The sequence below is a fragment of the Deltaproteobacteria bacterium genome, assembly GCA_016874775.1.
GTDB lineage: Bacteria > Desulfobacterota > Binatia > Bin18 > Bin18 > VGTJ01.
Map to the genome: position 1 here is coordinate 15,682 of VGTJ01000035.1, position 21,760 is coordinate 37,441.

At 53.3% G+C, this 21,760-nt stretch carries 19 protein-coding genes; 10 read left to right on the plus strand and 9 right to left on the minus strand.

The annotated features are described in order from the left end of the window. Positions 1-181: 181 nt before the first annotated feature. On the minus strand, positions 182-1,246 hold the full coding sequence (locus FJ147_08245) for a 2-dehydropantoate 2-reductase (GenBank protein MBM4255873.1): 1,065 nt from the start codon (positions 1,244-1,246) through the stop codon (positions 182-184). A 46-nt stretch (positions 1,247-1,292) separates the two neighbouring features. Between FJ147_08245 and FJ147_08250 the strand changes: the two genes are divergently transcribed. Continuing rightward, positions 1,293-1,865, plus strand: coding sequence for a hypothetical protein (locus FJ147_08250; GenBank protein ID MBM4255874.1), 573 nt, complete (start codon positions 1,293-1,295; stop codon positions 1,863-1,865). Between the two features lie 131 nt (positions 1,866-1,996). On the opposite strand, the gene FJ147_08255 is transcribed toward FJ147_08250, so the two are convergent. The 3 genes from FJ147_08255 to FJ147_08265 all read right to left on the minus strand — a co-directional run bounded on the left by FJ147_08255 (position 1,997) and on the right by FJ147_08265 (position 4,210). Next, entirely contained in the window at positions 1,997-2,632 is a 636-nt protein-coding gene (locus tag FJ147_08255) for a hypothetical protein (GenBank protein MBM4255875.1), read from the minus strand. 23 nt (positions 2,633-2,655) lie between these two features. Beyond that, a complete protein-coding gene (locus FJ147_08260) occupies positions 2,656-3,852 on the minus strand; it encodes a formyl-CoA transferase (GenBank protein MBM4255876.1) in 1,197 nt (398 codons plus the stop codon). A gap of 64 nt (positions 3,853-3,916) precedes the next feature. After that, a complete protein-coding gene (locus FJ147_08265; protein ID MBM4255877.1) occupies positions 3,917-4,210 on the minus strand; it encodes an antibiotic biosynthesis monooxygenase in 294 nt (97 codons plus the stop codon). Positions 4,211-4,455: 245 nt separating this feature from the next. Between FJ147_08265 and FJ147_08270 the strand changes: the two genes are divergently transcribed. Beyond that, a complete protein-coding gene (locus FJ147_08270; protein MBM4255878.1) occupies positions 4,456-5,511 on the plus strand; it encodes an LLM class flavin-dependent oxidoreductase in 1,056 nt (351 codons plus the stop codon). Between the two features lie 52 nt (positions 5,512-5,563). After that, on the plus strand, positions 5,564-7,981 hold the full coding sequence (locus FJ147_08275) for a CoA transferase (protein ID MBM4255879.1): 2,418 nt from the start codon (positions 5,564-5,566) through the stop codon (positions 7,979-7,981). 94 nt (positions 7,982-8,075) lie between these two features. On the opposite strand, the gene FJ147_08280 is transcribed toward FJ147_08275, so the two are convergent. Then, entirely contained in the window at positions 8,076-8,507 is a 432-nt protein-coding gene (locus FJ147_08280) for a nuclear transport factor 2 family protein (GenBank protein MBM4255880.1), read from the minus strand. 134 nt (positions 8,508-8,641) lie between these two features. Here FJ147_08280 and FJ147_08285 point away from each other — a divergent pair, with 134 nt between their 5' ends. The 4 genes from FJ147_08285 (at position 8,642) to FJ147_08300 (ending at position 13,370) form a co-directional block, all read left to right on the plus strand. Next, the gene (locus tag FJ147_08285) at positions 8,642-9,094 is read left to right on the plus strand and encodes a hypothetical protein (GenBank protein ID MBM4255881.1); all 453 of its coding nucleotides are present in this window, start codon (positions 8,642-8,644) and stop codon (positions 9,092-9,094) included. Between the two features lie 37 nt (positions 9,095-9,131). Next, complete coding sequence (locus FJ147_08290) at positions 9,132-9,848, plus strand: formylglycine-generating enzyme family protein (protein MBM4255882.1); 717 nt, start codon at positions 9,132-9,134, stop codon at positions 9,846-9,848. 222 nt (positions 9,849-10,070) lie between these two features. Then, positions 10,071-12,137: a PAS domain S-box protein gene (locus FJ147_08295; protein MBM4255883.1), complete on the plus strand. Its 2,067-nt coding sequence runs from the start codon at positions 10,071-10,073 to the stop codon at positions 12,135-12,137. A 96-nt stretch (positions 12,138-12,233) separates the two neighbouring features. Then, entirely contained in the window at positions 12,234-13,370 is a 1,137-nt protein-coding gene (locus tag FJ147_08300) for a hybrid sensor histidine kinase/response regulator (protein ID MBM4255884.1), read from the plus strand. On the opposite strand, the gene FJ147_08305 is transcribed toward FJ147_08300, so the two are convergent. Then, a complete protein-coding gene (locus FJ147_08305) occupies positions 13,325-14,821 on the minus strand; it encodes an NAD(P)/FAD-dependent oxidoreductase (GenBank protein MBM4255885.1) in 1,497 nt (498 codons plus the stop codon). The two genes, FJ147_08300 and FJ147_08305, sit on opposite strands and share 46 nt — an antisense overlap. Before the next feature lie 8 nt (positions 14,822-14,829). Further along, complete coding sequence (locus FJ147_08310) at positions 14,830-15,639, minus strand: DUF4412 domain-containing protein (GenBank protein MBM4255886.1); 810 nt, start codon at positions 15,637-15,639, stop codon at positions 14,830-14,832. Positions 15,640-15,723: 84 nt separating this feature from the next. On the opposite strand from FJ147_08310, the gene FJ147_08315 reads away from it, so the two are divergent. Continuing rightward, positions 15,724-16,326 (plus strand): DNA-3-methyladenine glycosylase I, encoded by a 603-nt coding sequence (locus tag FJ147_08315; protein MBM4255887.1) that lies wholly within the window; start codon positions 15,724-15,726, stop codon positions 16,324-16,326. A 48-nt stretch (positions 16,327-16,374) separates the two neighbouring features. Further along, complete coding sequence (locus tag FJ147_08320; GenBank protein ID MBM4255888.1) at positions 16,375-18,195, plus strand: ABC transporter ATP-binding protein; 1,821 nt, start codon at positions 16,375-16,377, stop codon at positions 18,193-18,195. 85 nt (positions 18,196-18,280) lie between these two features. Here the strand turns inward: FJ147_08320 and FJ147_08325 are convergent, their stop codons facing one another. Continuing rightward, positions 18,281-18,952: a hypothetical protein gene (locus FJ147_08325; protein MBM4255889.1), complete on the minus strand. Its 672-nt coding sequence runs from the start codon at positions 18,950-18,952 to the stop codon at positions 18,281-18,283. Between the two features lie 138 nt (positions 18,953-19,090). Further along, complete coding sequence (locus FJ147_08330; GenBank protein ID MBM4255890.1) at positions 19,091-19,810, minus strand: hypothetical protein; 720 nt, start codon at positions 19,808-19,810, stop codon at positions 19,091-19,093. Between the two features lie 125 nt (positions 19,811-19,935). Here FJ147_08330 and peaA point away from each other — a divergent pair, with 125 nt between their 5' ends. Further along, entirely contained in the window at positions 19,936-21,573 is a 1,638-nt protein-coding gene (peaA, locus tag FJ147_08335; GenBank protein ID MBM4255891.1) for a quinohemoprotein amine dehydrogenase subunit alpha, read from the plus strand. Positions 21,574-21,760: the final 187 nt, after the last annotated feature.

Consider the following 21,760-nt stretch of genomic DNA (forward strand, 5'->3'; position numbering starts at 1 on the left):
GACACTTACTGTGAAATCCTCCCTGTCCCCCCTTTGCCAAAGGAGGGAACCTAGAGCCCCCTTTACCAAAGGGGGCAGCGCGACGCGCGGGGGATTTTCCAGTTGGGGTAGCGTGCGCATGGCGCACGCTACGGTCTCTCTGATGGAACCCCCAAAGTGTACCAATCTCGCGTGCTTTGATTTAGCTCACTCGCCCCGGATAATTCTCTTCAATTGCTTTCACCGTGCGGTACGCCACTTCTGTGTACGACACTGGAATCCCTAAGCGGGTGCCTTCTTTGTACACATAACCAACAGTCTCCTCGATCTCTGTTTGTTTGCCAGCAAGAACATCTTGTAACATCGAGGGAATGATGTGCGTTCGTCCGCTTGCTGTCACTTGTCGACCGACTTCGACCAGTTTCCGCACCGCATCGTCAAACGGCGCGTCACGCATCAGTTTCATATCGAATAAACTCCACGCGGGATGTTCAGATAATGCAACGCCTTTGGCACGGGCGACGGCTGCGACCTCGCGAAACATGTGGACTGATATGGCTGCGAGCTGAGGACTTGACCAAACTAAGTGGACTGGAAGACGTGTGATCGCAGTCAATGGAGCGAACGGGTTCTGGAATGCTTGTTTGGTCCACTCGACGGAAACGATATCCTTGGCAGCAGCGGCTTTGAGGCCGGAGCGAACAAAGGCATCGACAATGAACTTGACCCGCTCAGCTTGCTGAGTGCCGGGGTCACCAAAGAAGGTGACCCCATCCAACGTGTACTCAACCTCACCATCGCGTACGAGCGTGGCCCCGATCATGGTGGTAGAGCCGATCACTTTTTCTTGACCAAACACCCGTGCGATCTGCTCATTCTTCACCACGCCATTTTGTAGTGAGGCCACGCCACCAACACGCATATGCGTGACCCCAGCAAGTGAACGTTCCATATCTTTCGTCTTTACGAGAATAAGCAGGATGTCCGCTTCATAGAGAGTTGCTGCGTCTGTCAACGCTGGTACTTGGACCTGAAAATCGTCGAGTCCGCGCAGCTGAAGTCCAGAACGCTGTACGGCCGCGACATGACCCGGACGTGCGATCATGACCACGTCATATCCTGCTCGTGCCATATAGGCTGCAATGACTGACCCTACTCCCCCTGCGCCGAGAATAACCACCCGCATACGTTGTCCTCCTTGTGTGCGATGCGAATGGATTACTCTGTGTGCGACCGCGTTGTCAATGAAGTGAACCCTTAAAGGCATGACTCAAGAGTCCGATGACAACAGAATGAGAAACCCAGGATTACACATGTACAACAAACTCTTTGTTCTTAGTCTTTTCAGTTTTTTTGCTGTCTTCTTTGCTGAGAGGTGCCTGGCCGACACGACCGCGCCAACTTCGGCAGTCCGCAGTCTTGTTGGGCTCAAAGCTGTACGCGTTGTTGCGGAGGACCTCAGTCCAACAATGCAGAAGACCGGCCTACGTAAAGAGCAGCTTGAAGGAACGGCTACAGAGGCACTGCGGAAGAACGGATTCACAGTACTTGGTGGACACGAACCAGGGCGAGTGCCGATCGTCTATGTGCGGCTCAGCTCAGTCTTTGCCAATGATGACGGCACTGGGCCGATTAGTTTCTACATCACACTACAAGTGAAACAAGGAGCGAAACTGTTGACCGGTGGACAACCCGCCATTGCGCAGGAGAAAACTGAGATTGAAGAACGGCCGTTGCTGGTCGCTACGTGGGACGGTGGCATGATGGTCATGGTAGGGCGTGAAGAGTTGTTTTTCTATGTCAAACAGACCTTGTTGAATTTAGTCGGCGACCTCGCGCGCGATCATCAAGAGGCGAATGCAACACAGGTCAGTCGTTCGCAATAGAGGGCCGAGAGCTCATCCTTAACTCTCCGTTGCTGCAAGGACGTGGATTCTCGCTGGCGTGAAAATGACGAAAGATCGGTTCTTCCCGTCGAGCCTGTTGGGGGCAGGCATCCGGAGGCCGGATGGGGAGATCACGTGTGGCCTTTGTAGTCTTCAATATGCGGCAGCCGTACGCGATACACCTGCGTCAGGTGTACAAGCCAACCTTCACCTGATTTGAGCTGTGTAATATCTGTTCCGCTGACTTTCCGACCGACGGCTCGGCTGAGAGTCTCGGCTGCATGCTCAGACTCTGGCAAGAGCAGTACGGTATCATAGCGACCGAAAGTGAGAGCGGTAGGTGTCGTTAAGACCTCGACAATCGTGGCGTTGGCTTTGAGGAGAAACTGTATCGTCCGTTCCCAATCGAGAGACTCGGCAAGACAATCACACAGCAAGAGCGGAGGAAGGAGGGTGTGTTGAGAAAGGCTATTGCCCACGACACTCAACACGTCACGCGCTACTTCTTCGGGCACTTCACGAGAAACACGTACATAACGATAGTGCGTTTGCTGACGTAGGAGCAGGCGCAATTGCAATTCGACTTGTTGATGATGGCGGGCGTCGAGGCAGAGGACAATACCTTGCTGTCGAGTTTGACGATGAGCTAGCCCGACGACGAGAGTGCTCTTATCACTTGCTGAGCCACCGAGCACCGCGACGCGCCCGATCAGTTCAGGAAGAGGTAACGGAGATGGTGGTGGTGTCGATGTGGTGTTTGCTGCCATGAGGCATAAGAGACACGAGTTCTCTAAATCACTCCTTCAGCTTTCAATTCCGCTAACTGCCCAGGGCTCAATCCTAGCACCTCGCGGTAGATATCTTGGTTATGTTCGCCTAACAGCGGAGCAGGGCGCACTTCACGCGGTGAAGCCGAGAGTTGCACCGCGCAGCCAGGCATCGTCATCTCGCCACGGGTCGGATGAGTAATCGTCGTGATCATTCCGCGCGCTTTGAGATGCGGATCAGACATAACGTCACTGGAGTCGAACACTGCCCCACACGGAATATCTGCTTTCCCCAAGATTTCCATAACTTCAAACTTACCGTGCTGTTGTGTCCACTCACGGATGAGCGCATAGACCTCCTCTGCACGCGTATTGCGCTCAGGAATCTCTGTGTACCGCGGATCACCAATCAGATCGGCGCGGCCAATAACAGTCAGGAGGGTCTCCCACATCTCGCGAGAGGTAGCTAACAGATAGATATAATCGTTCAGCCCACCTGGATGGCACGGATACATTCCAGCTGGTACCAGTTGTGCAACGGTATTCCCGCGTCGTTGCACTGGTTGATGGGTGAGTTGATGGCCCATTAGCGCTACACGGGTGAAGTTGACCATGGCATCTTGCATCGACACTTCGACATGTTGCCCTTCGCCGGTTCGCTCGCGTTGCCACAGCGCCGCCAGTAATCCGACTGCGCAGTGTACCCCAGTTCCAGTATCACCAACTGTTGTGGCAGGACGGATTGGAGGTTCATCAGGAAAACCGTTTACACTAAAGGCACCACTTGTCGCCTGGGCGATAGGATCGAAACTCTTATATGCACTGTACGGACCGTAGGTGCCAAACCCTTTGACCGTGCCGTAGATGATACGAGGATTGGCTGCTTTGAGCACGTTGTAATCCAAGCCCAGTTCTTTCATCACGCCAGGAGCAAAATTTTCCATGACGATGTCGACGTGCTGAATCAGTTCGAGAAAAATGCGTTTACCCTTTTCGCTCTTGAGGTTTAGCGTGATGCTCCGTTTGTTGGCATTGAGAAGCAGGAAATAATAGGAGTCCCGCTGTGGGTCTTCACTCAGCAACGTACGGCCTTGATCTCCGCCTCTCGGCGATTCCAACTTAATGACGTTCGCTCCAAGAAACGCGAGCAACTCCGTACACGAGGGGCCAGCTTCAAATTGAGTGAGATCAAGAATGCGAATGTTATCGAGTGCCTGCATAGGTCCTCCTTTTTCGTGCGACGACGGAGGTCAGGAAAGAAATTCCCTGGCCTCCCGTGCGCACCTACGCACCAACATGATCGAAATAGCGAATCTTCGGCGGCGCCGCGAGGCTGGAGCCGAGGGCGGCCAATGCTCCTGTGTCTTCACGCCATTTCAGATATTTTTGATAGTGTTCGCGCGATTCCCAGCGCTCAACTAACATGAGATTCCCTTTGTCGTCTTGGTTGCTTGTGACCTCTACGCCTAAGCATCCAGCATACGTACGAGTATCGGGTAGGATGGACTTGAAACCTGCCTTGACCTGATCGACGGCTTCCGGTTTGACCTGCAGTTCTAATATCACCATAACACTCATAGCTCGTTCCTCCTTACTTCAGCAGACATGAATGAATGACACTCACATACCGCTCTGCGCAGCAGAATGGAAGCCCGAGGCACATATTACATTGCTGCTCGGCGTAGCGGGCGCTGTGCGCACAACGGCCCGACTGATCATCAGGCTCGTGTGTATGACGTGCGCGACAGACTCTTTGGGTACTGTCGCTCTTTCCCTGACGGCACCTTCTGCGATATGCAAAAGCACCGAGAAAGGGAGCATTGATGAAAATGAGCCTCGTTACTCCGATCCCGTGGACAACTGGCACGACCTACACGCAGGTGTATCGGGAAGCGATCGAGCAGGTCCGCTACGCTGAAGAGTTGGGGTTTGACTGTGTCTGGTTCACGGAGCATCACTTCGCTACCCACGGTATTAACCCGTCAGTCTTTTCCTTTATTGGCTATGTGGCTGGCGTTACCAAACGTATTCACTTGGGAACCGCCGTCGCGGTCGTGCCGCTGTACCATCCGCTACGGCTAGCTGAGGATGTGGCCACAGTCGATATTGTCAGCAACGGACGGTTAGAATTGGGAATCGGGAGTGGGTATCGTCAAGATGAGTTCAAAGGATTCAGGGTTGCACAGGAAGAAAGTCGGGCGATGTTACTTGAAGGAGTTGAAATTCTGCAGCGTGCTTGGACAGGAGGCCCCTTCGGTTATCACGGCAAATACCACATCGTGCCCGAGGGAACGGTCGTTCGTCCGACACCGCTGCAAAAACCTCATCCGCCCATATGGGTCGCTGGAGTCAGTCCACAAACGTTAGAATGGGTCGCACGGCAGGGCTACCGCTGGATGGGAGCGACGACGACTGCTTCCTTTGCGCAACTTGGCCGTTTGCGTACCCACTTCGATCAGGCTCTTCTCAAAGCTGGACGTACGCCCGCAGACGGCGAGTCCTATGTCCATTTTCCGATTTTCATCTCCGATAAACCGCAAGCTGACATTAAGCGCGAACTGGAACCTGCGTTGACCTGGCTGGCGAAGGCGGTGAGCACTGGCGGCACGATCTACCAGCAGCGCGCGTCTTCAACGCAAGGTCCGAGTATTCCACTGCAGCAGTTCAATTTTGATGCCTATCAGGAACATTCGGCGGTCGTTGGTGACGTCGATTTCTGCCTAGAGAAAATCACAGCGTGTTGGAAGCAATTACGCTTTGCCCATATGACGTGTGCGTTCGGTTTGGGACTTCCACATACAGCGACGATGAAGAACATGGAGAAATTTGCCCGCTATCTGATGCCGAGTTTGAGAAATCTTGAGACGAAGTTGCAGTAAGCCGCAGAGTTCTGTATAGCCCAAGGACGACAAGGTGTATTTTGGAGGGGACATGTCTATGCAAGGGCTAGAAGACGTAAAAGTCCTAGAACTGGGGAATATGGTGTCGGCAGCCTATGCAACCAAGATCATGGCTGATCTTGGTGCCGACGTGATCAAAGTCGAAGAACCCACCGGTGATCTGTCTCGACAACGCGGTCCTTTCCCGAAAGACGTGGTTGATCCTGAACAAAGTGGGCTATTTCTGCATATGAATACGAATAAGCGTGGGTGTTCATATGACCTCAGTCGAGAGAAAGACGCTCTGCAACGCCTTGTTGCCTGGGCGGACATTCTTGTCCACAACTATCCCCCTGCTCAGATGGCAGCTCTTGGTCTTGACTACAACACATTCCGTGAGATCAATCCGCGCTTGGTGATGTGTTCGATTACACCCTTTGGACTCAGTGGGCCGCATAAAGATTATACTGCCTATGAGCTGACAGTGACGCACGGTGGTGGGTGGGCATGGGTGAGTCCAGGCGGGTCATTGCGCCCAGATTTACCACCGCTAAAAGCTGCTGGACATCAAGCCGATTTTCAGGGTGGGGTTGCCGCAGCGACGGTGACACTTGCGGCATATTACCGGATGCTGCAAACCGGCCAAGGCGAACATATCGACTTTTCTACTACGGCCTACATTACCTCGTTTGTCGATGTGAGTGCGCCGAACTACACCTATCAAGAGCGGATTGCCTCGCGTTTGGGGAAACGGGTCTTGTCGCCGTGGGGAATCTTTCCGTGCAAGGACGGACTCATGTTTCTCATGGTCGGAGAAGAAGACCAATGGCAGCGGATTGTCGAGTTGATGGGGAAGCCGGAGTGGACGACTTGGGACATTTTCCAGGGATTGGCGAACCGGAATGCCAATGAAGACGTATTGAACCAATACCTCAGCGAATGGACGGCGGGCTGGAAGGTTGAGGAGTTGTTTCATGAGGCACAGGCCAAACGCATCTGTTTTGCGCCAGTCTTTTCGATGGCACAACTTGCCAGACAAGAGCACCTGCATTCGCGAAACTTCTTCGTCGATGTCACTCATAGTCGGGCGGGAAAACTGACACAGCTTGGGGCACCGTATAAATTGCATGAACCGTGGTGGAAAATCCGACGACCAGCACCACTCCTCGGGGAACATAACGAAGAAGTGTCACGCCCCACGTTTCAAGTGTCTCGCCCCCAATCCCCACCTTCCAACTCTGAACTCCGAACCCCTCAGCGTCCGCTAGAAGGCGTTCGCGTCGCTGATTTTTCCTGGGTATGGGCCGGTCCGTTCTGTGCGATGCAGCTCGCGCATCTTGGTGCAGAAGTGATCAAGATCGAGTCGCTTGCTCACGTCGACCTCGCCCGTCGTCTTGCCTATTATCCGAAAGGTATGGAACCAGGAGTGAATCGGTGCGCCCTGTTCAACCAGTGGGGCCAAGGAAAGAAAAGTCTGTCGCTGAATTTGAGTACGGAGAAAGGTCTCGACATCGTTAAAGAGTTGATCGCAAAAAGTGATGTTGTCCTGCAGAATTTTGCTACCGGTGTCATGGATGGGCTTGGATTAGGCTACGAAGAACTCAAGAAAATTAAGCCTGACATCATCATGGCGTCGATTTCTGGCTACGGGCAAACCGGACCGAATCGTAACTACATGGCGTATGGTCCGGCCATTCCACCAGTGGCGGGTTTATCATCGCTAACAGGGTATGCAGAAAACGAACCACCCCAGGAAGTCGGGATGGCGTATGGAGACCCAACGTCCGGTATTCATGCGGCGGTAGGCATCTGTGCGGCTCTCGCTGCCCGCAAGAGGACAGGGCAGGGACAACACATCGATGTTTCGCTATGGGAGTCGGTTGCGTCACTCATCCCCGAGGGGTGGATGGCGTACGCCATGAATGCTACGCAACCCCCACGACGAGGTAATCGCGATCCCTGGATGTCGCCGCATAACTGCTATCGCTGTGTAGGGGACGATGAATGGGTAACGATTGCGTGCGGAACAGAAAGTGAGTGGCACGCCCTTTGTCGGGCGATTGGACAACCGCAGCTTGCCAATGATGTCCGCTTTCATACCGCCGTGGCACGAAAAGCAAACGAAGACACGTTAGATCAAATCCTTGCCGGGTGGACGGCAACACGAGACAAGTGGGAAGTCACTCGGAGTTTGCAGTCCGTCGGCGTAGCGGCCTTTCCTTCGATGAACGGTAAGGATCTCGTAGAAGATGGCCATCTCAATGCGCGCGGATTTTTTACCCGCCTGAGACATTCAGAAGTTGGCGTGCGCACTCACATGGGCATGCCTTGGTTGTTGACCAATGCCCCGAATGGTGTGCGGAGCCCGGCTCCTGTGCTTGGCCAAGATACCGATCAAGTGATGGGCGACATCCTCGGGTATTCGATGCAACAGATTACCAAGCTTAAAGCCGAGAAGGTGTTGTATTGAACGTGATCGGAATCACATCATCGGATCATCGAGCCATTGAGGCAACCTGCGCTTCATTCTTTCAATGGTGCGATGACCCGATGACGAATTTGCCTTACACCGGCTCAGATGAGTCGACGACGATCTTGCGCGATTTGAACTTCCACTCACCATTCTCTTTGGCGTATTCGTCATTGTACCAGCCCGATACTGCATGCTTTTTGCCGTCACGAATCAATTTCACCTCAAGGTAGCAGGTGCCTTTGGCACGATCCGCGCCGAGTAATTCAACCACATGATTATGAATGAACGGACGCGGTCTCATCGCATCCAAGCCAGTACCAATCATTTTGCGTAAGGCCTCATGTCCTTGCGCGTCTGGCAGGCTCTTGTCGTTCGTCGATATCGAGCCGTCTTTGGTAAACAGGTTCACATATCCGTCCAGATCTTTTTGCCATACGGTGTGGCAATAGCGCACGGGCAGGGTGCGAATTTCTTCACGATCGAGCACTTCTTGTAGCGCGGCTTCCATGCTTTTTGCTGCCATACGATCCTCCTTTAGTTCACTACAGTGATTGTCCTCTGTATATGCCAGAGTGCCATCTGCTCTCAAGAGCACGGTTGCCCACTGGGTGCTTTCCTACACTTGTGGCACTGGGAAAAGTCTTTTATGGAACAGGGATGGCAACAACACATAGTCCTTCAACACAGAAGAGTGGCACCTGGGTGGTGATTGGGCTTTTAGCTCTTGCGGTACTTGCGGTGATCGTCTCGCGCGTCTTCTATTTTTCCTCTGACTCTGCGACTGATGTGTTGCAGCAAGAAGGCCTTCCGGCAGCGCGTCAGGGAATGGCGCTGTCACAGCAAGGGAAGAAACTCTTGCCGATGGAAGAGCAACGCGAGATGGATGCCATTTATGCTGAGGCTTTTACGGCCTTGTCCACTGAGGAACGTCAGCGCTTTATGACCTTAGGACAAAAAGGAACCGCGGTCACTGACGCTGAGATCACTGAAAGTGCGACGCTCCTCGATAAGGCGCTACGCTCGCTAGCACCGGAACGCGGAACCCGTCTGTGGGAGTTGGTCAGCAAAGCCGTGAAACTCGCGCAACAGCAGGCGCCAGCGTCGTCCTGACGGATGAGGATCCCTACCTGTGTCCTCGCTTCCAGAGATGGCCAACGACAAGGATGGCTCCCTACTGGTACAGATTCCGACCGGCGCGTTTCTCATGGGGAGTAACATCGGGTTTCCCCAAGAACGACCAGTGCACCGAGTTGCAGTCGATAGTTTCTGGATCGGTAAACATCCTGTTACTAATACCCAATACGAACAGTTCGTGAAGGAGACTGGTCACCGGGTTCCGTATATCGATGATCCACGAGCCACCGACGATAACTGGGATGTGCAACGACGGACATGGCCGTCTGGACGCGCGCAACATCCTGTGGTCCTCGTGAGTTGGCACGATGCCCAGGCGTACTGTGCCTGGGCCGGTGGTCGCTTGGCGACAGAAGCCGAGTGGGAATATGCAGCCCGTGGCGGCCTGGATGGCAGGTTGTATCCGTGGGGTGATGAGATCGATCCCAGTCGAGCGAACTATGATAACCGTGGCGGAACGACTCCTATCGGATCATACGCCCCAAATGCGTACGGACTCTACGATGTTGCTGGGAACGTGTGGGAATGGGTCGCTGATTGGTACGATGCGAAATACTACGCGACTTCACCGTTGACCAATCCGACGGGCCCCTTGCACGGAACCACGCGTGTTCTTCGTGGCGGGGCGTGGCTTCTCTTCCCACAATTTTGCCGTGTTGCGTATCGATTTCGTGAAGGACCGGACTTCCGTTTCAACCTTATTGGTTTTCGTCTCGCCCGCTCAGTATGATCCTTCTCCTTTGGTCTGGAGGTCCCCGCGGTCTCATTCTTGCTAACATTATGAAGTGCGTGAGGTAAGAAGAGCAGGAACGGCCAGCGCGATACTTTGGGCCCGGATTTCTTGAGCTTTTGCATACACTCCGTGGCCTCAGTAGCGCTTTCGTGGGTGGTGGAGCGTTAAAATTCTGCCGAAATGTCAGTTTTTTGACGGAAATATGGATGTGGGGGATATATGGGAGTAGCGAGCGCGCGCGAGAAGGTGCAGATGTCTGGCGAGCCAAGCAAGGTGACGGCACGAGACCCTAGTGCCTCAAGAAGGGTGTTGTTTTGGGAAACAGACAACGCCACTGCTGTTGGCCTACAACAGCTCCACACTGAATGTCCGGAGTGTGCGAAATCTCACCAACAGCAAGAAGGGTTTCGTCGGATCGGACATTTTCTCAGTGCAACGATTGATGCATTAGTGGCTCACATCGTTGTGCTTGATAGCACGGGAGCCATTGTCGCTGCCAATGCGGCCTGGCGTCGGTTTGCCCGGGAGAACCACGGCGACGAAAGCGCTTGCGGTGTCGGTGTTAATTACCTTGCCGTGTGTACGAGAGCAGCTGAAGATGGAGTTGTCGAAGCAGGTGCTGTTGCTCTGGGGATTCGTCAAGTGCTGGCACGACAGCAAAAAGAATTTACCCTGACCTATGCCTGTCATGGCTCTGCGCAAGAGCGATGGTTTACCCTCCGAGTCTCTGGTTTTGAGCACGACGGAGCCACCTGGGCAGTGGTGGCGCATGAAGATGTGACTGCACTCCAGAGACGAGAACAAGTTGTTCGGCAGCGAGAAGAATGGTTCCGTTCACTCAGCACGGCGTCTCCTATTGGTATCTTTCAGACCAATGCCGCAGGGCTCTACGTGTATACCAACCCGCGGTGGCAAGAAATCTATGGACTCACGCTAGCAGAAAGTCAGGGGAGTGGGTGGAGTCGTGCCATTCACCCCAAGGATCGTCCCACTGTTCATGCGGCATGGGAGTTTGCTGCACGCGAGGGGCAAGAATTCTGTAGTGAGTTTCGTATCGTGACTTCCACAAACGCGACACGATGGGTGCGCGTGCATTCTAAACCAATGAATGGTGAGGATGGTGTACGGATAGGGTACGTTGGTACCGCGGAGAATATTACCGCGAACAAAGAGGCAGAAGAAGCCCTTCGTCGGAGTGAGGAACGTTGGCAGCTTGCGTTACAAGGAGCGAATGAAGGTATTTGGGACTGGAAGGTGCAGAGCAATGACCTCTTTTGTTCGCCGCGGTTCAAGGAAATCCTAGGTTTCGTGGATCAGGAGATACCGGATCGATTCGACTTCTGGATGGCACGAGTGCATCCCGATGAGAGCGAACGTGTGATGCAAGAAATTCGTGATCATTTCAGTAAGAAGATCACCTTCTACTCGGTCGAGTGTCGATTACGCTGTCGTGATGAGTCGTACCGTTGGGTGCTTATCCGTGGGCAAGCGGTGTGGGATGAGACTGGCTATGCTGTTCGCATGGTCGGCTTAATGAGTGATATTACTGCACGGAAGCAGGTTGAAGCGGAAAAGGCCGCAGTCGCCAAAAAAATGCTAGAGAGTAACAGAGAGTTACAGCAGTTTGCGTCTGTGGCGTCGCATGACTTGCAGGAACCGCTCCGCAAGATTCAGGCATTTGGTGAACAGCTGCGCAGCGAGCACAGCAGAGAGTTGTCTGAAGAAGGGCGAGATTATCTGCAACGGCTCTTGGGGGCGGCAGACCGGATGCGTACGCTGATCAATGATCTCCTGACCCTCTCTCAGGTGACCACCAAAGCGCGGCCGATGGTGCCGATCGATCTCACCCAAGTTGCCCATGATGTCGTTACCGATCTCGAAGTGCGAGTTGCCCATAGTGGAGGCCAGGTGCACGTCGGGGTGTTGCCCACGATTGAGGCAGATCCATTGCAAATGCGTCAACTGTTACAGAACCTGATTGGCAATGCGTTGAAATTCCACCGTGCTGGCGAAGCCCCGGTAGTGAACATTTCGGGAACCATCCTCAGCGATAGGGACAAGTGTGAGATTCGCGTGGAGGACAACGGCATCGGATTCGACGTCAAGTATCTCAGTCGGATCTTTGCACCCTTCCAACGTTTGCATACACGTCAGCAATATGAAGGCTCAGGGATGGGGCTGGCGATCTGCCGCAAGATCGTCGAGCGACACAGAGGGACGATTACGGCGACAAGTGTTCTCGGACAAGGAGCCACATTCATCATAAAACTCCCAGTGAGACAGTAGTAGTAAGCAAGGGGAAGCCCAGATTTGCCCCCCGACACAGCAACGCAGCTACGTTATTCTCGTTCGTGTAGGGATCAGACACAGAAAGGAATACGGATGGTAACTGAGAGGGTCAACGTGTTGCTCATCGAGGATGATGAAGACGATTACCTCATTACTCGAAACAGATTGCGAACGATTGAGGCCCCGACGTTTGTGCTCGATTGGGTGAAGACCTACGAAGCTGGCCTGGCAGCATTGACGAATAACCAGCATGACGTCTGCTTACTTGACTATGACCTCGGTGGCTCGACCGGTTTAGAATTACTGCGCGAGGCCATAGTAAGTGGCTGCAAAATACCGGTGATTTTTCTCACTGGCCAGGAAGACCATTCGGTTGATGTCGAAGCAACACAAAGTGGCGCGATTGACTATCTGGTGAAGGGACATGCGAACACGATCTTATTGGAACGTGCACTACGGTATGCGTTAGAACGGAAACGGACTGAACTGGCGATGGCACGACAGCGGGCCGACTTTCTTGCGATGCTGACGCATGACATCAAGAATCCGTTGGCGGTGATTCTCGGCTATGCCGATTTGCTGATCGATGAAGTGCACGATAGCCGTACCCAGGATTTGCCCTCTATTCTTGAACGTCTCAAAAGCAATGCTTTGACCATTCATTCGTTAGTGACGAACTATCTTGATCTGTCGATGATTGAGGCTGGTCATATCCGGCTCAGCAAACGCGCGATGGACCTCAACGGGCTGCTGCGGAAAATCAGCCATCAGTATGATGCGGAAGCCCATTTGCGCCAGTTGCAATTCGATACGGTTTTGCAAGAACACTTGCCGCTGGTTGAGGGAGATGAGATTGCCCTTGAACGTGTGTTTGCGAATTTGATTTATAACGCGTTGAAGTTCACCCCGAGTGGTGGTCGTATTACCTTGCACTCGACAGTGCGTCACGGAATGGTTGCCGTCACCGTCTCGGATACGGGGCCTGGAATTGCGGAGACAGACATTCCGCGCCTTTTTGAACATTGTAATAAGAAGTTACAGGCTAAAACGCAGCGCGAAGGGACAGGACTGGGATTAGGAATCGTGAAGTCCTTGGTGGAGGCGCATAGTGGCCGTGTTGAAGTCGAGAGCACCGTTGGTCGTGGAAGCTGTTTCTCGGTATTTCTACCGATAGCAGGGCTGTCTCAGCCGGTTTCCGTCGCATCGATAGAATCGAGAATCCCTTCTTGATACAGCCGGGCCAGGATTTGCCGCACTGCCTCAGGTGAGCATCCTTGTCCTTCAGGGGTAGAAAGATAATGAGTCATAATCTGGCTCACGGCTGACTGCTGACGAACGATAGTCAAGAGTTTCGGCAGGTGCACCTGCTGAAGAGTCCGGACCCCACGAGGATACTGGGGAGCGACGAGGACCTCCCGTAACTCGACATACGGGCCTTCAATCACGGGACGCAGCGCGATTGTCACTCCCTGTGCAATACGCAGAGCGGAGACTTTCTGGCTGCCAGGTGTTGGGTACTGAGTGTGAGGTTGAGATAACTCTTGAACCTTGAACTTTGAACCTTGAACCTGCGTTGTTCGGATTTGCCAAAACTGATTATCTGACCACCGTTGCTCTTCACGATAGTATTGTCCAGACTGTTGGTAATGGCTCTCGTAGGTCGCCTGTTGGGTCTCATTATAGAACTGCATGGCGTGGGACGTCATGGCAGGTCGGTGGAGGATGGTGTTTACAACGATCGCGCCAGTGATGGCCGAGGCCATCGCCTTGTGCACCCCTTCCGATGACAAGGGGTCGATGAATATGCCTGCGTCGCCCACGAGAAGGAATTGCTCTCCGGCGAATTCTTTGGCGGTATACCACGACGCATCAAAGACCTGCGGTGGATGAGGTAGTCGAGCGGAAGCAAGAAATCCCGAGATGTACGGAGCGCGTTGCAGTTCTGATCGGTAAAAATCAGCAATACCGCATCGACGAATCGTCGCTCCGGCGTACCAGTCGGTGAGCAGCGTGACATTGCGTAACTCATTATGAAGTGGCACCGACCACACCAGTCCGGCCTGGTAGGTTTCAAGCAAAGTATTCGCAAAATTGACACCGGCTGGGCTGGTTGCTTCGCGCCAATAACCAGTCACAGCCAGTGTTCTGTAGGTTTGGTCGCGTTGCCGCAATCCGTGGCGGGCAAGAACGCCGGCATGGCCGCTCGCATCAATGCAAAAGTCTGCGGTGATGGCCCCTTCTGGCGTACGAACTATGACTTGGCGTCCGGGGTTCACTGATACGCTTTCAGCAGCCAGGTTATCGCGGGTGAGTACTCCAGCCTCTTGTGCATGGGCAAACAAGATTGCGTCAAGATCAGCCCGCCAGGCTTGGAATCCGTATCGCGAATGGTCCGGGCTATAATACGACGTCCGGGGTTGACTACTGCCCCAACAAACAGTGTGGCCGATCATGCGGAGAAACCCGGCTGCTTCGACGCGTTGGCGAAGGCCAAGAAAATCGAGCACTGGCAGAATCTGGGGTGTGAGTGACTCACCAATCTGATGACGAGGAAAGCGGCGTTTTTCGAGCAATATTACTTTGTAACCAAATCGCGCAAGCAGGCTCGCAATCGTCGTTCCGGCAGGGCCGCCGCCAATAACGACAATATCGGTATGGTGAGGAAGAGAAGACGACCCCATAGTGTACGCTACCGTAGCGACATCGTTTCTGACAGCGGGCTAGACGTATATCCTGCGGGAGCAGCGAACTCTTCATCGGTAAACTGTTGTTGCTGGACTTTGACGACTTCTTTGGTGACTCGTGAAACGAGATTGACCGTCTTTAGTGGATAGCCTGCGGTGACCACCTCGGTAAGTTCAGCCAGCACCGCCCCTGGTGGCGTCGTGCGGGTCTGTTGGAGTTTTCCCACAAACATCTTGCGCTTGTGTTCGTCAAGATCGTTGCCGAGGTGAATGTCCGCTGCGACCCATACCTCTTCGTAGGGCTCGCCGTTACGCCGCACTTCATGTTTCTGGGCTGTGTGGCCAATGAGTGAGACCTGGTCGGCAGCTTTCTGGACAGTGATTTCCAGTGTGGGGAGGAGCGGATCGAATGGATCAGCACGGCTGAACGTTCGTAGGCGCTGGCTCTGCTCAAGCGGCATCACGTGCAACATTTTTTCGGCCTTCTGCTGACTGTCCTGTAACTGCTGAGCGAGTGTCGCGAAGTATTCATCAAGTGATCCTTCCCAGTATCGTTTACGGATATGGTTCACCAGAATGATGCGTTGCAGATCGAGATGGGCGATCAGGGTCCACACATTCGTGGCGTACTTGAGGCGATTTTGGGAGATTGCCGTCACGAGTTGTGCTGGACGATTGGCCGAGGCCGGAGTTTGCTCAGATGTTGTGGTTGCCAGGAAATACCATCCGGCGGTGGCGGGTGCAGGAGAAAAACACTGGAGGAGAAGCCCTCCAATGAGAAGTCTTCCTAAAAATGATCTTGTGCTTCTTTTCATCGTTCGAACTGTACGCCACTGACCAGAGAGAGGCAATTGTGTTGGGCCTTGTATCTGCAGACAAAATGGCGCACTACAGAGGGCATGCAAACACGTTGTGGTTGGGTAACAAGCGATCCGTTGTACCTCTCGTATCACGATACGGAGTGGGGCGTTCCTGAAGATGATGATCGGAAGTTGTTTGAGCTGTTGATTCTCGAAGGTGCACAAGCCGGGCTCAGTTGGATAACGGTTTTGAAGAAACGCGAACACTATCGCCGTGCCTTCGCGAAATTCGATGCCAAGAAGATCAGTACCTTTACTGATCGTGATATTGCAGAACTCCTGGCTAATGAAGGGATTATCCGTAATCGTCTCAAGATTGCAGCGACCATTCAGAATGCGCGTGCCTTTCTTGCGCTGCAGAAAGAGCACGGCAGGTTTGCCGATTACCTGTGGCAGTTCGTTGGCGGAACACCCAAGGTCAACGCATGGAAAACACTCAAAGAGGTGCCGGCGAAAACAGTAGAGTCCGATGCCATGAGCAAAGAGTTGACGAAGCGAGGATTCAAGTTCGTTGGCTCAACTATTTGTTATGCGTTCATGCAAGCAACCGGAATGGTGAACGATCACATCGTGGATTGTTTTCGCTATAAGGAAGTGAAACGGCAGGCAAAGGAATCAAGAGAAAAAGGAGTGAAGAGTTAAGAATGAAGAGTGCAGAGTGGCGAGAGGAAAGCGAGATGATCATTATACGTGGTTCGTTTATTGTTAACTCTTAACTCTTCATTGCTGGTTGCCATGCTTGCCACCACTCGTTCCACCCTTGCTCGCTTCCGTCGTCTGACGCCATTCGTTTACCCATTTGTTACGCGCCTGCTCTTTGTTTTTGCACTTTCGCTTGTCGGCACGGTGCTAGGGCTTCTGTGGCCTCTGTTCACCAAGATTTTGATTGACGATGTGTTGCTGGCAAAGAATCTCCGCTTGTTGTGGGTGCTGAGTGGGGTGATGATATGCGTTACGGCGATTGGCTACGTTGTTGGTGCGGTCAACCGATACTACTACACGCAAGTCACTGCACGGATTCTTTTCTCTCTGCGGGAGTATGTTTTCGCGCATTTGCAGTCGCTGTCGCTCGCGTTTCATAGTCGTGTGAAAGTTGGCGATGTCCTGGCGCGCCTGAACACCGATATCGCGGAAGTTCAGTCGGTGTTGACTGATGCGGCCTTTGCGTTCGTGACCAATATCCTGGTGTTGATTGCCACTGTGGGGTTTCTGCTCTGGCTCGATTGGCGCCTCTTTCTGGTGAGTGTGTTGGTAGTCCCGTTGCAGTTCTATGGTGTTGCGAAAGTACGCACGCCGATGGTGGAGGAAACCCGCAAGGTGCGAGAACTCAACGCGTCGATCGGAGCCTTTCTAGTCGAAGCGCTCTCTGCTATAAAATTTATTAAATTGTTTACAGCAGAGGCGACCCAACAACGCCGACTTGCGGCCCTTGGCGAACAATTTGTTCCCACCGTCACTCGGTTCGAAATGCTGTCGTATCTTGGCAGTACCGTGTCGACCGCGACGACATTTCTGGGTGCAGCACTGACGACTTTGTACGGTGGATATCTCGTGATTCAAGGGCAGATAACCGTCGGGACACTGATTGCGTTCTCCTCGTATCAAGCGCGTGCATTCAGTCCGCTGCAGGCGCTCATGGATTTGTATCTCCGTATTGAACGGGCCGGGGTGTCATTGGACCGGCTCTTTGAATTTCTTGATATCGGCAAAGAGCAAGTCGAGGGTGTCGGGCGAGGAATCCAACCGGCGAGTTGTCATGGAGAGATTGAGTTCCGCAATGTCGCGTTTTTCCATGACCCCCGGACGCCGCTGTTACAGGATGTGAGTTTCTCAGTTGCAACGGGTGAGCAGGTCACGATTCTCGGGCCCAGTGGGGCAGGAAAGACGACGATTGTTGATCTGCTGGTTCGACTCTACGAACCAGCGAAGGGCACGATTACTCTTGATGGTGTGAATCTTTCTGAACTAGACCAAACGTGGCTCCGCAATCGCATTGTTGCGGTGAGCCACGATCCCTTTCTTTTCCATACGTCGATAAGAGAGAACCTCCGTTACGCCAAGTCCTCGGCCACCGATGCCGAACTCATTGCTGCGGCAAGACGTGTTGGTCTCGATACATTTGTTGCGGCGCTCCCGCAAGGATATGACACAGTGGTCGGGGAACGGGGGACACGTTTGTCAGCTGGCCAAAAGCAACGCATTGCCTTGGCCCGAGCACTCTTGAAAGAGCCACACATCCTGGTGTTGGATGAAGCACTTTCTGGGCTTGACACCGCCAGTGAGTCTGAGATTCGCGAGGCATTGCAAGCAGTAATGAAAGGAAAGACCACGCTGACGGTGACGCATCGCCTGTCCTCTGTGCGTGACGATGATCGAGTGCTGGTGCTTGACCGTGGCTACGTGGCTTGGGATGGACGCTATGGGGATTTGCGCACGTCGACAAGTACCGCACGGTTCCGATTAGATACGTGGGAAAGTGAAGCACAGAATGTTCGTGGAAACATGAGCTAGGAAGTTCTTCAAGAAACCAGAGAGGCCGCCCGTGTGGCGCCCAGGGTGTATAATGACGGTCTGTCTGGGTCGTTCAGAGGCGAGCCTAGTGTGATCCTTTGCTGCGATAGCGTCTCATGAGCCTTGAGAGAATAATCAGGCCAGTGCCGAGAGTCACTAATGTCGTTGGCTCTGGAATAGAAGCCTGGGGCGGTGACGTGTCGGTGACGAAAAACGTCCCAGGGAAGCGGTCAGTTCCAGAATACATATTGGGAAACATGCGGCCTGGAACTGTATAAAAGCGAAACGGATCGTTACCCAGCTGGCTATCGAGATAGATGTCATGGGCAGCATAGACAATAAAGTGAACATACCAGGCTTCAGGATGTTCGTCGGGAGCGTACACATGATCAACCGAAGCAAATCGCCAACTGTGAAATGCAGTTGTGATGTCTGGGACGAAGAGTTGAATCACTTCCCACGCTGTCGGCTTGGTGCAGGAAGAGAATGAACAATCGTTATCGTACCCAGCATCTTTTTGCACCGCTTGGAGGAGACCGTAAAAGTCGAGAGCCGTTGCTTGGCGCAGGCCAGGAATCACCGCTTGGGGATCAGTGGGAAGAAGAGTATTCAGATTCTGATCCAACCAGCGTAGCCCTGTTGTCGTATCAAGGGTGAGAGTGCTCGGCCCCAACACCGAATCGACAGGAAGGAGTGTCGCTTGGGCCACGTTCGCCCAGAGGATGGAGATCAGCAAAAGTCTGACAAAACGATGCACAATATACCTTCTTTAGGAAGCGGAAATTACGGTTGCGCATGCGTAGGTACGCGCGTGGATATGCCTATTTTCAGGACGATGCGCAAGTATTTGACCATAATAAACTACGGAAATTCAGTAACAAGGCAGTTTTTACGTCTACGGTTCGCGACATGATTGGATCAATAATTGCCGGAGCGCACTGCTAGCGATTCCTACATTCTGCTCTCTCAATACTGCTAACAAGGCGGAGACATGTGCTGAGGCGAAGCTTGGGCCTTGGAAATTCCGTGCTTGCGCTGGACCGGGAAGGGGGCGGGGACAGGAGTGGGCACGAAACGGGATCGGGTCATCCGCGACGTACACATAATCGCCCCAATCACAACGTTCATCATTGGCGACGCCGATGACACCGGGAAGTACTGCAGGGAGGACGTTAGTTTGCCCGGCAGGAGATGAAGCAACCAAGACTGTACCTGCGGCATGGGCTTCAGCTATGATAGCGAGGCAACGGTCGCGGTGCGCAGGATTGGCGGTGCCAAGACTGAGATTGATCACGTGCATTTGGTGCTCGATTCCCCAGCGGAGCGCGGCTTCAAGTACTGGAAATGAGACTTGCAGTCGATCGTTGAAGACTTTCACCGCATACAATTCGACCTGTGGGGCTTTTGCTCTGAGGATACCCGCCAGAGCGGTGCCGTGGCCGATGCGGTCACTACAATCCTCGTGTTGTTGAATCGTCCCATCCGTAGCCAAAGATAAGCTCACTCCTCCGGTGACGAAGCCCACGTGTGAGTGTTGGGCGTTGACACCGCTGTCGATGAGTGCGACACGAACGCCTGCGCCAGTAGCGCCGTTCAGATCAAGCTGCAACGTCATACTTGTTGCCCTTTCTTCGCACCTTCACACGCTTTCTCTACCATAAGCTGACCTTATTTGACACACGTCAGAACGAGAGTAGAATCCCACGCAAACGTAGACGGAGACCGTGGGAGAAGGCAGGCATGAATAAGCAACGTCAAGATGGGTGTCGGGTCTTTCGTTTGTCGAGTCTCGCTGTGCTTCTGATAGCACTCGTTGTGATTGACCGGGCTGGTGCACAGACAGCAGCGAACGAGCTCTTCACGAAATGTGTTGGCTGTCATGCGCCAAAAGGTGGTGCGCTTGATGTTGTCACTGCGCAGCGAAAGACGCCCGAGGGTTGGGAAATGACCCTCATTCGTATGGTGCGTACGCATGGGGCGCAGTTGCAACCAGCGGAAGTTGGTGCGCTGGTCAAGTATCTCAGTGATGCGTATGGGCTTGCTCCATCTGAGGTCGAGCCGTTTCGCTACATGTTAGAGAAACGCAATACGAAAGTCGTGCAGCATGAGGTGCCGCAATTTGTTCAGGCGTCCTGTATGCAGTGCCATTCTTATGAACGCACTATCCTGCAGCGGCGAACGCTGGAATCCTGGAGCCATATTCCAGATATGAAACTTGCCTTGTTTACCAACACTGAGAATGTCACTGCGTCCTCGGGGCTTTTGCAGGATTTTTGGTACGACGAAGTCAAGAAGAAAGTGCTTCCTCATCTCGCGAAACAGTTTCCTTTCTCGACCGCAGCTTGGACGAAATGGCAAGCCAAAGCAAAAACCGATTACGCTGGCAATTGGAAAATTGTTGGCCATGATGCGGGTAAAGGAGGCGATTATACTGGGCAGGTCACACTGAAAGCGCTTGGTGAAGATAAATACGGAGGCGAGTTCGTACTCGATTTCTCCGACGGTTCAAAAGTTTCGGGAAAGACGACAGGTCTGATATATACCGGGTTTCAATGGCGCGGCTCAGTCCAGTTAGAAGGTGGGAAGATCCAACGTGAGATCTTTTTTGCGTCAGAGGATGGAGCTACCTTACAAGGGCGCAGAGTGTTGGCTCCTGTTGGGGATCTGGGGATGGACGAAACCTGGTATCGAAGCGGTGGTTCGGCGCGGCTCTTTTCGGTTATTCCCACGACGTTGCAGGCAGGAGAGAAACAGACAGTGAAGATCTTTGGTGCAAACTTGCCGGCAAACCTGACCACTGCCGCCGTGAGTTTTGGTAATGGTGTGACGATTACTTCGCTCAATCAGACTGGTGATGACACGATAGTCGCCGAAGTTGTCGCTGCTAAAGGAGCTGCGGTTGGGCTGCGACAGCTACGTTTCCAAGGAGTCACTGGAACGCTGCCTTTCTACGTCTATCGCAACATTGATTATATTCGGTTATTGCCGGAGACTGCGTTCGCTCGTCCGGGGGGAGACCATATTCCCAAATATATGCAGCAGTTCGAAGCCTTTGCGTATCTCAAGGGGCCGGATGGAGAAAAAGGGACGAAGGATGATGTCAAACTTCATCGCGTGCGTCCAGAAAAGTGGAACCTGGAAGAGTACGTGAAGCGATTGAACGACGACGATATGCACTTTGTCGGTGCGGTCGACGAGAATGGCCTCTTCACTCCAGCCCAAGCTGGGCCGAACCCGCAACGACACATGATGGATCACAATATTGGAGATGTCTGGGTCGAGGCCTGGTACAAACCACGTGGTGCGAAGCAACCAATGGGTGCGCGTGCCTATCTTTTGGTGATGCCGGAGAAATTCAGTTTTCAGCCGATCGAATAGGAGCCGGGGGCCAGGAGTCGGGAGTTGGTCTGAAAACCCCGGCCCCTGACTCCCGGTCCCTTTGGGCACGGGGAACGCGCTTAGAGTCTTGTAAAAAGAAGGGGTTAGGATAGAGAGGGCAGCACGGGTGTCCGGGAAAAAGGAGGAGGAGGTATGCCTGCGCTCACGTGTGCCCTGGTGGAAAAGC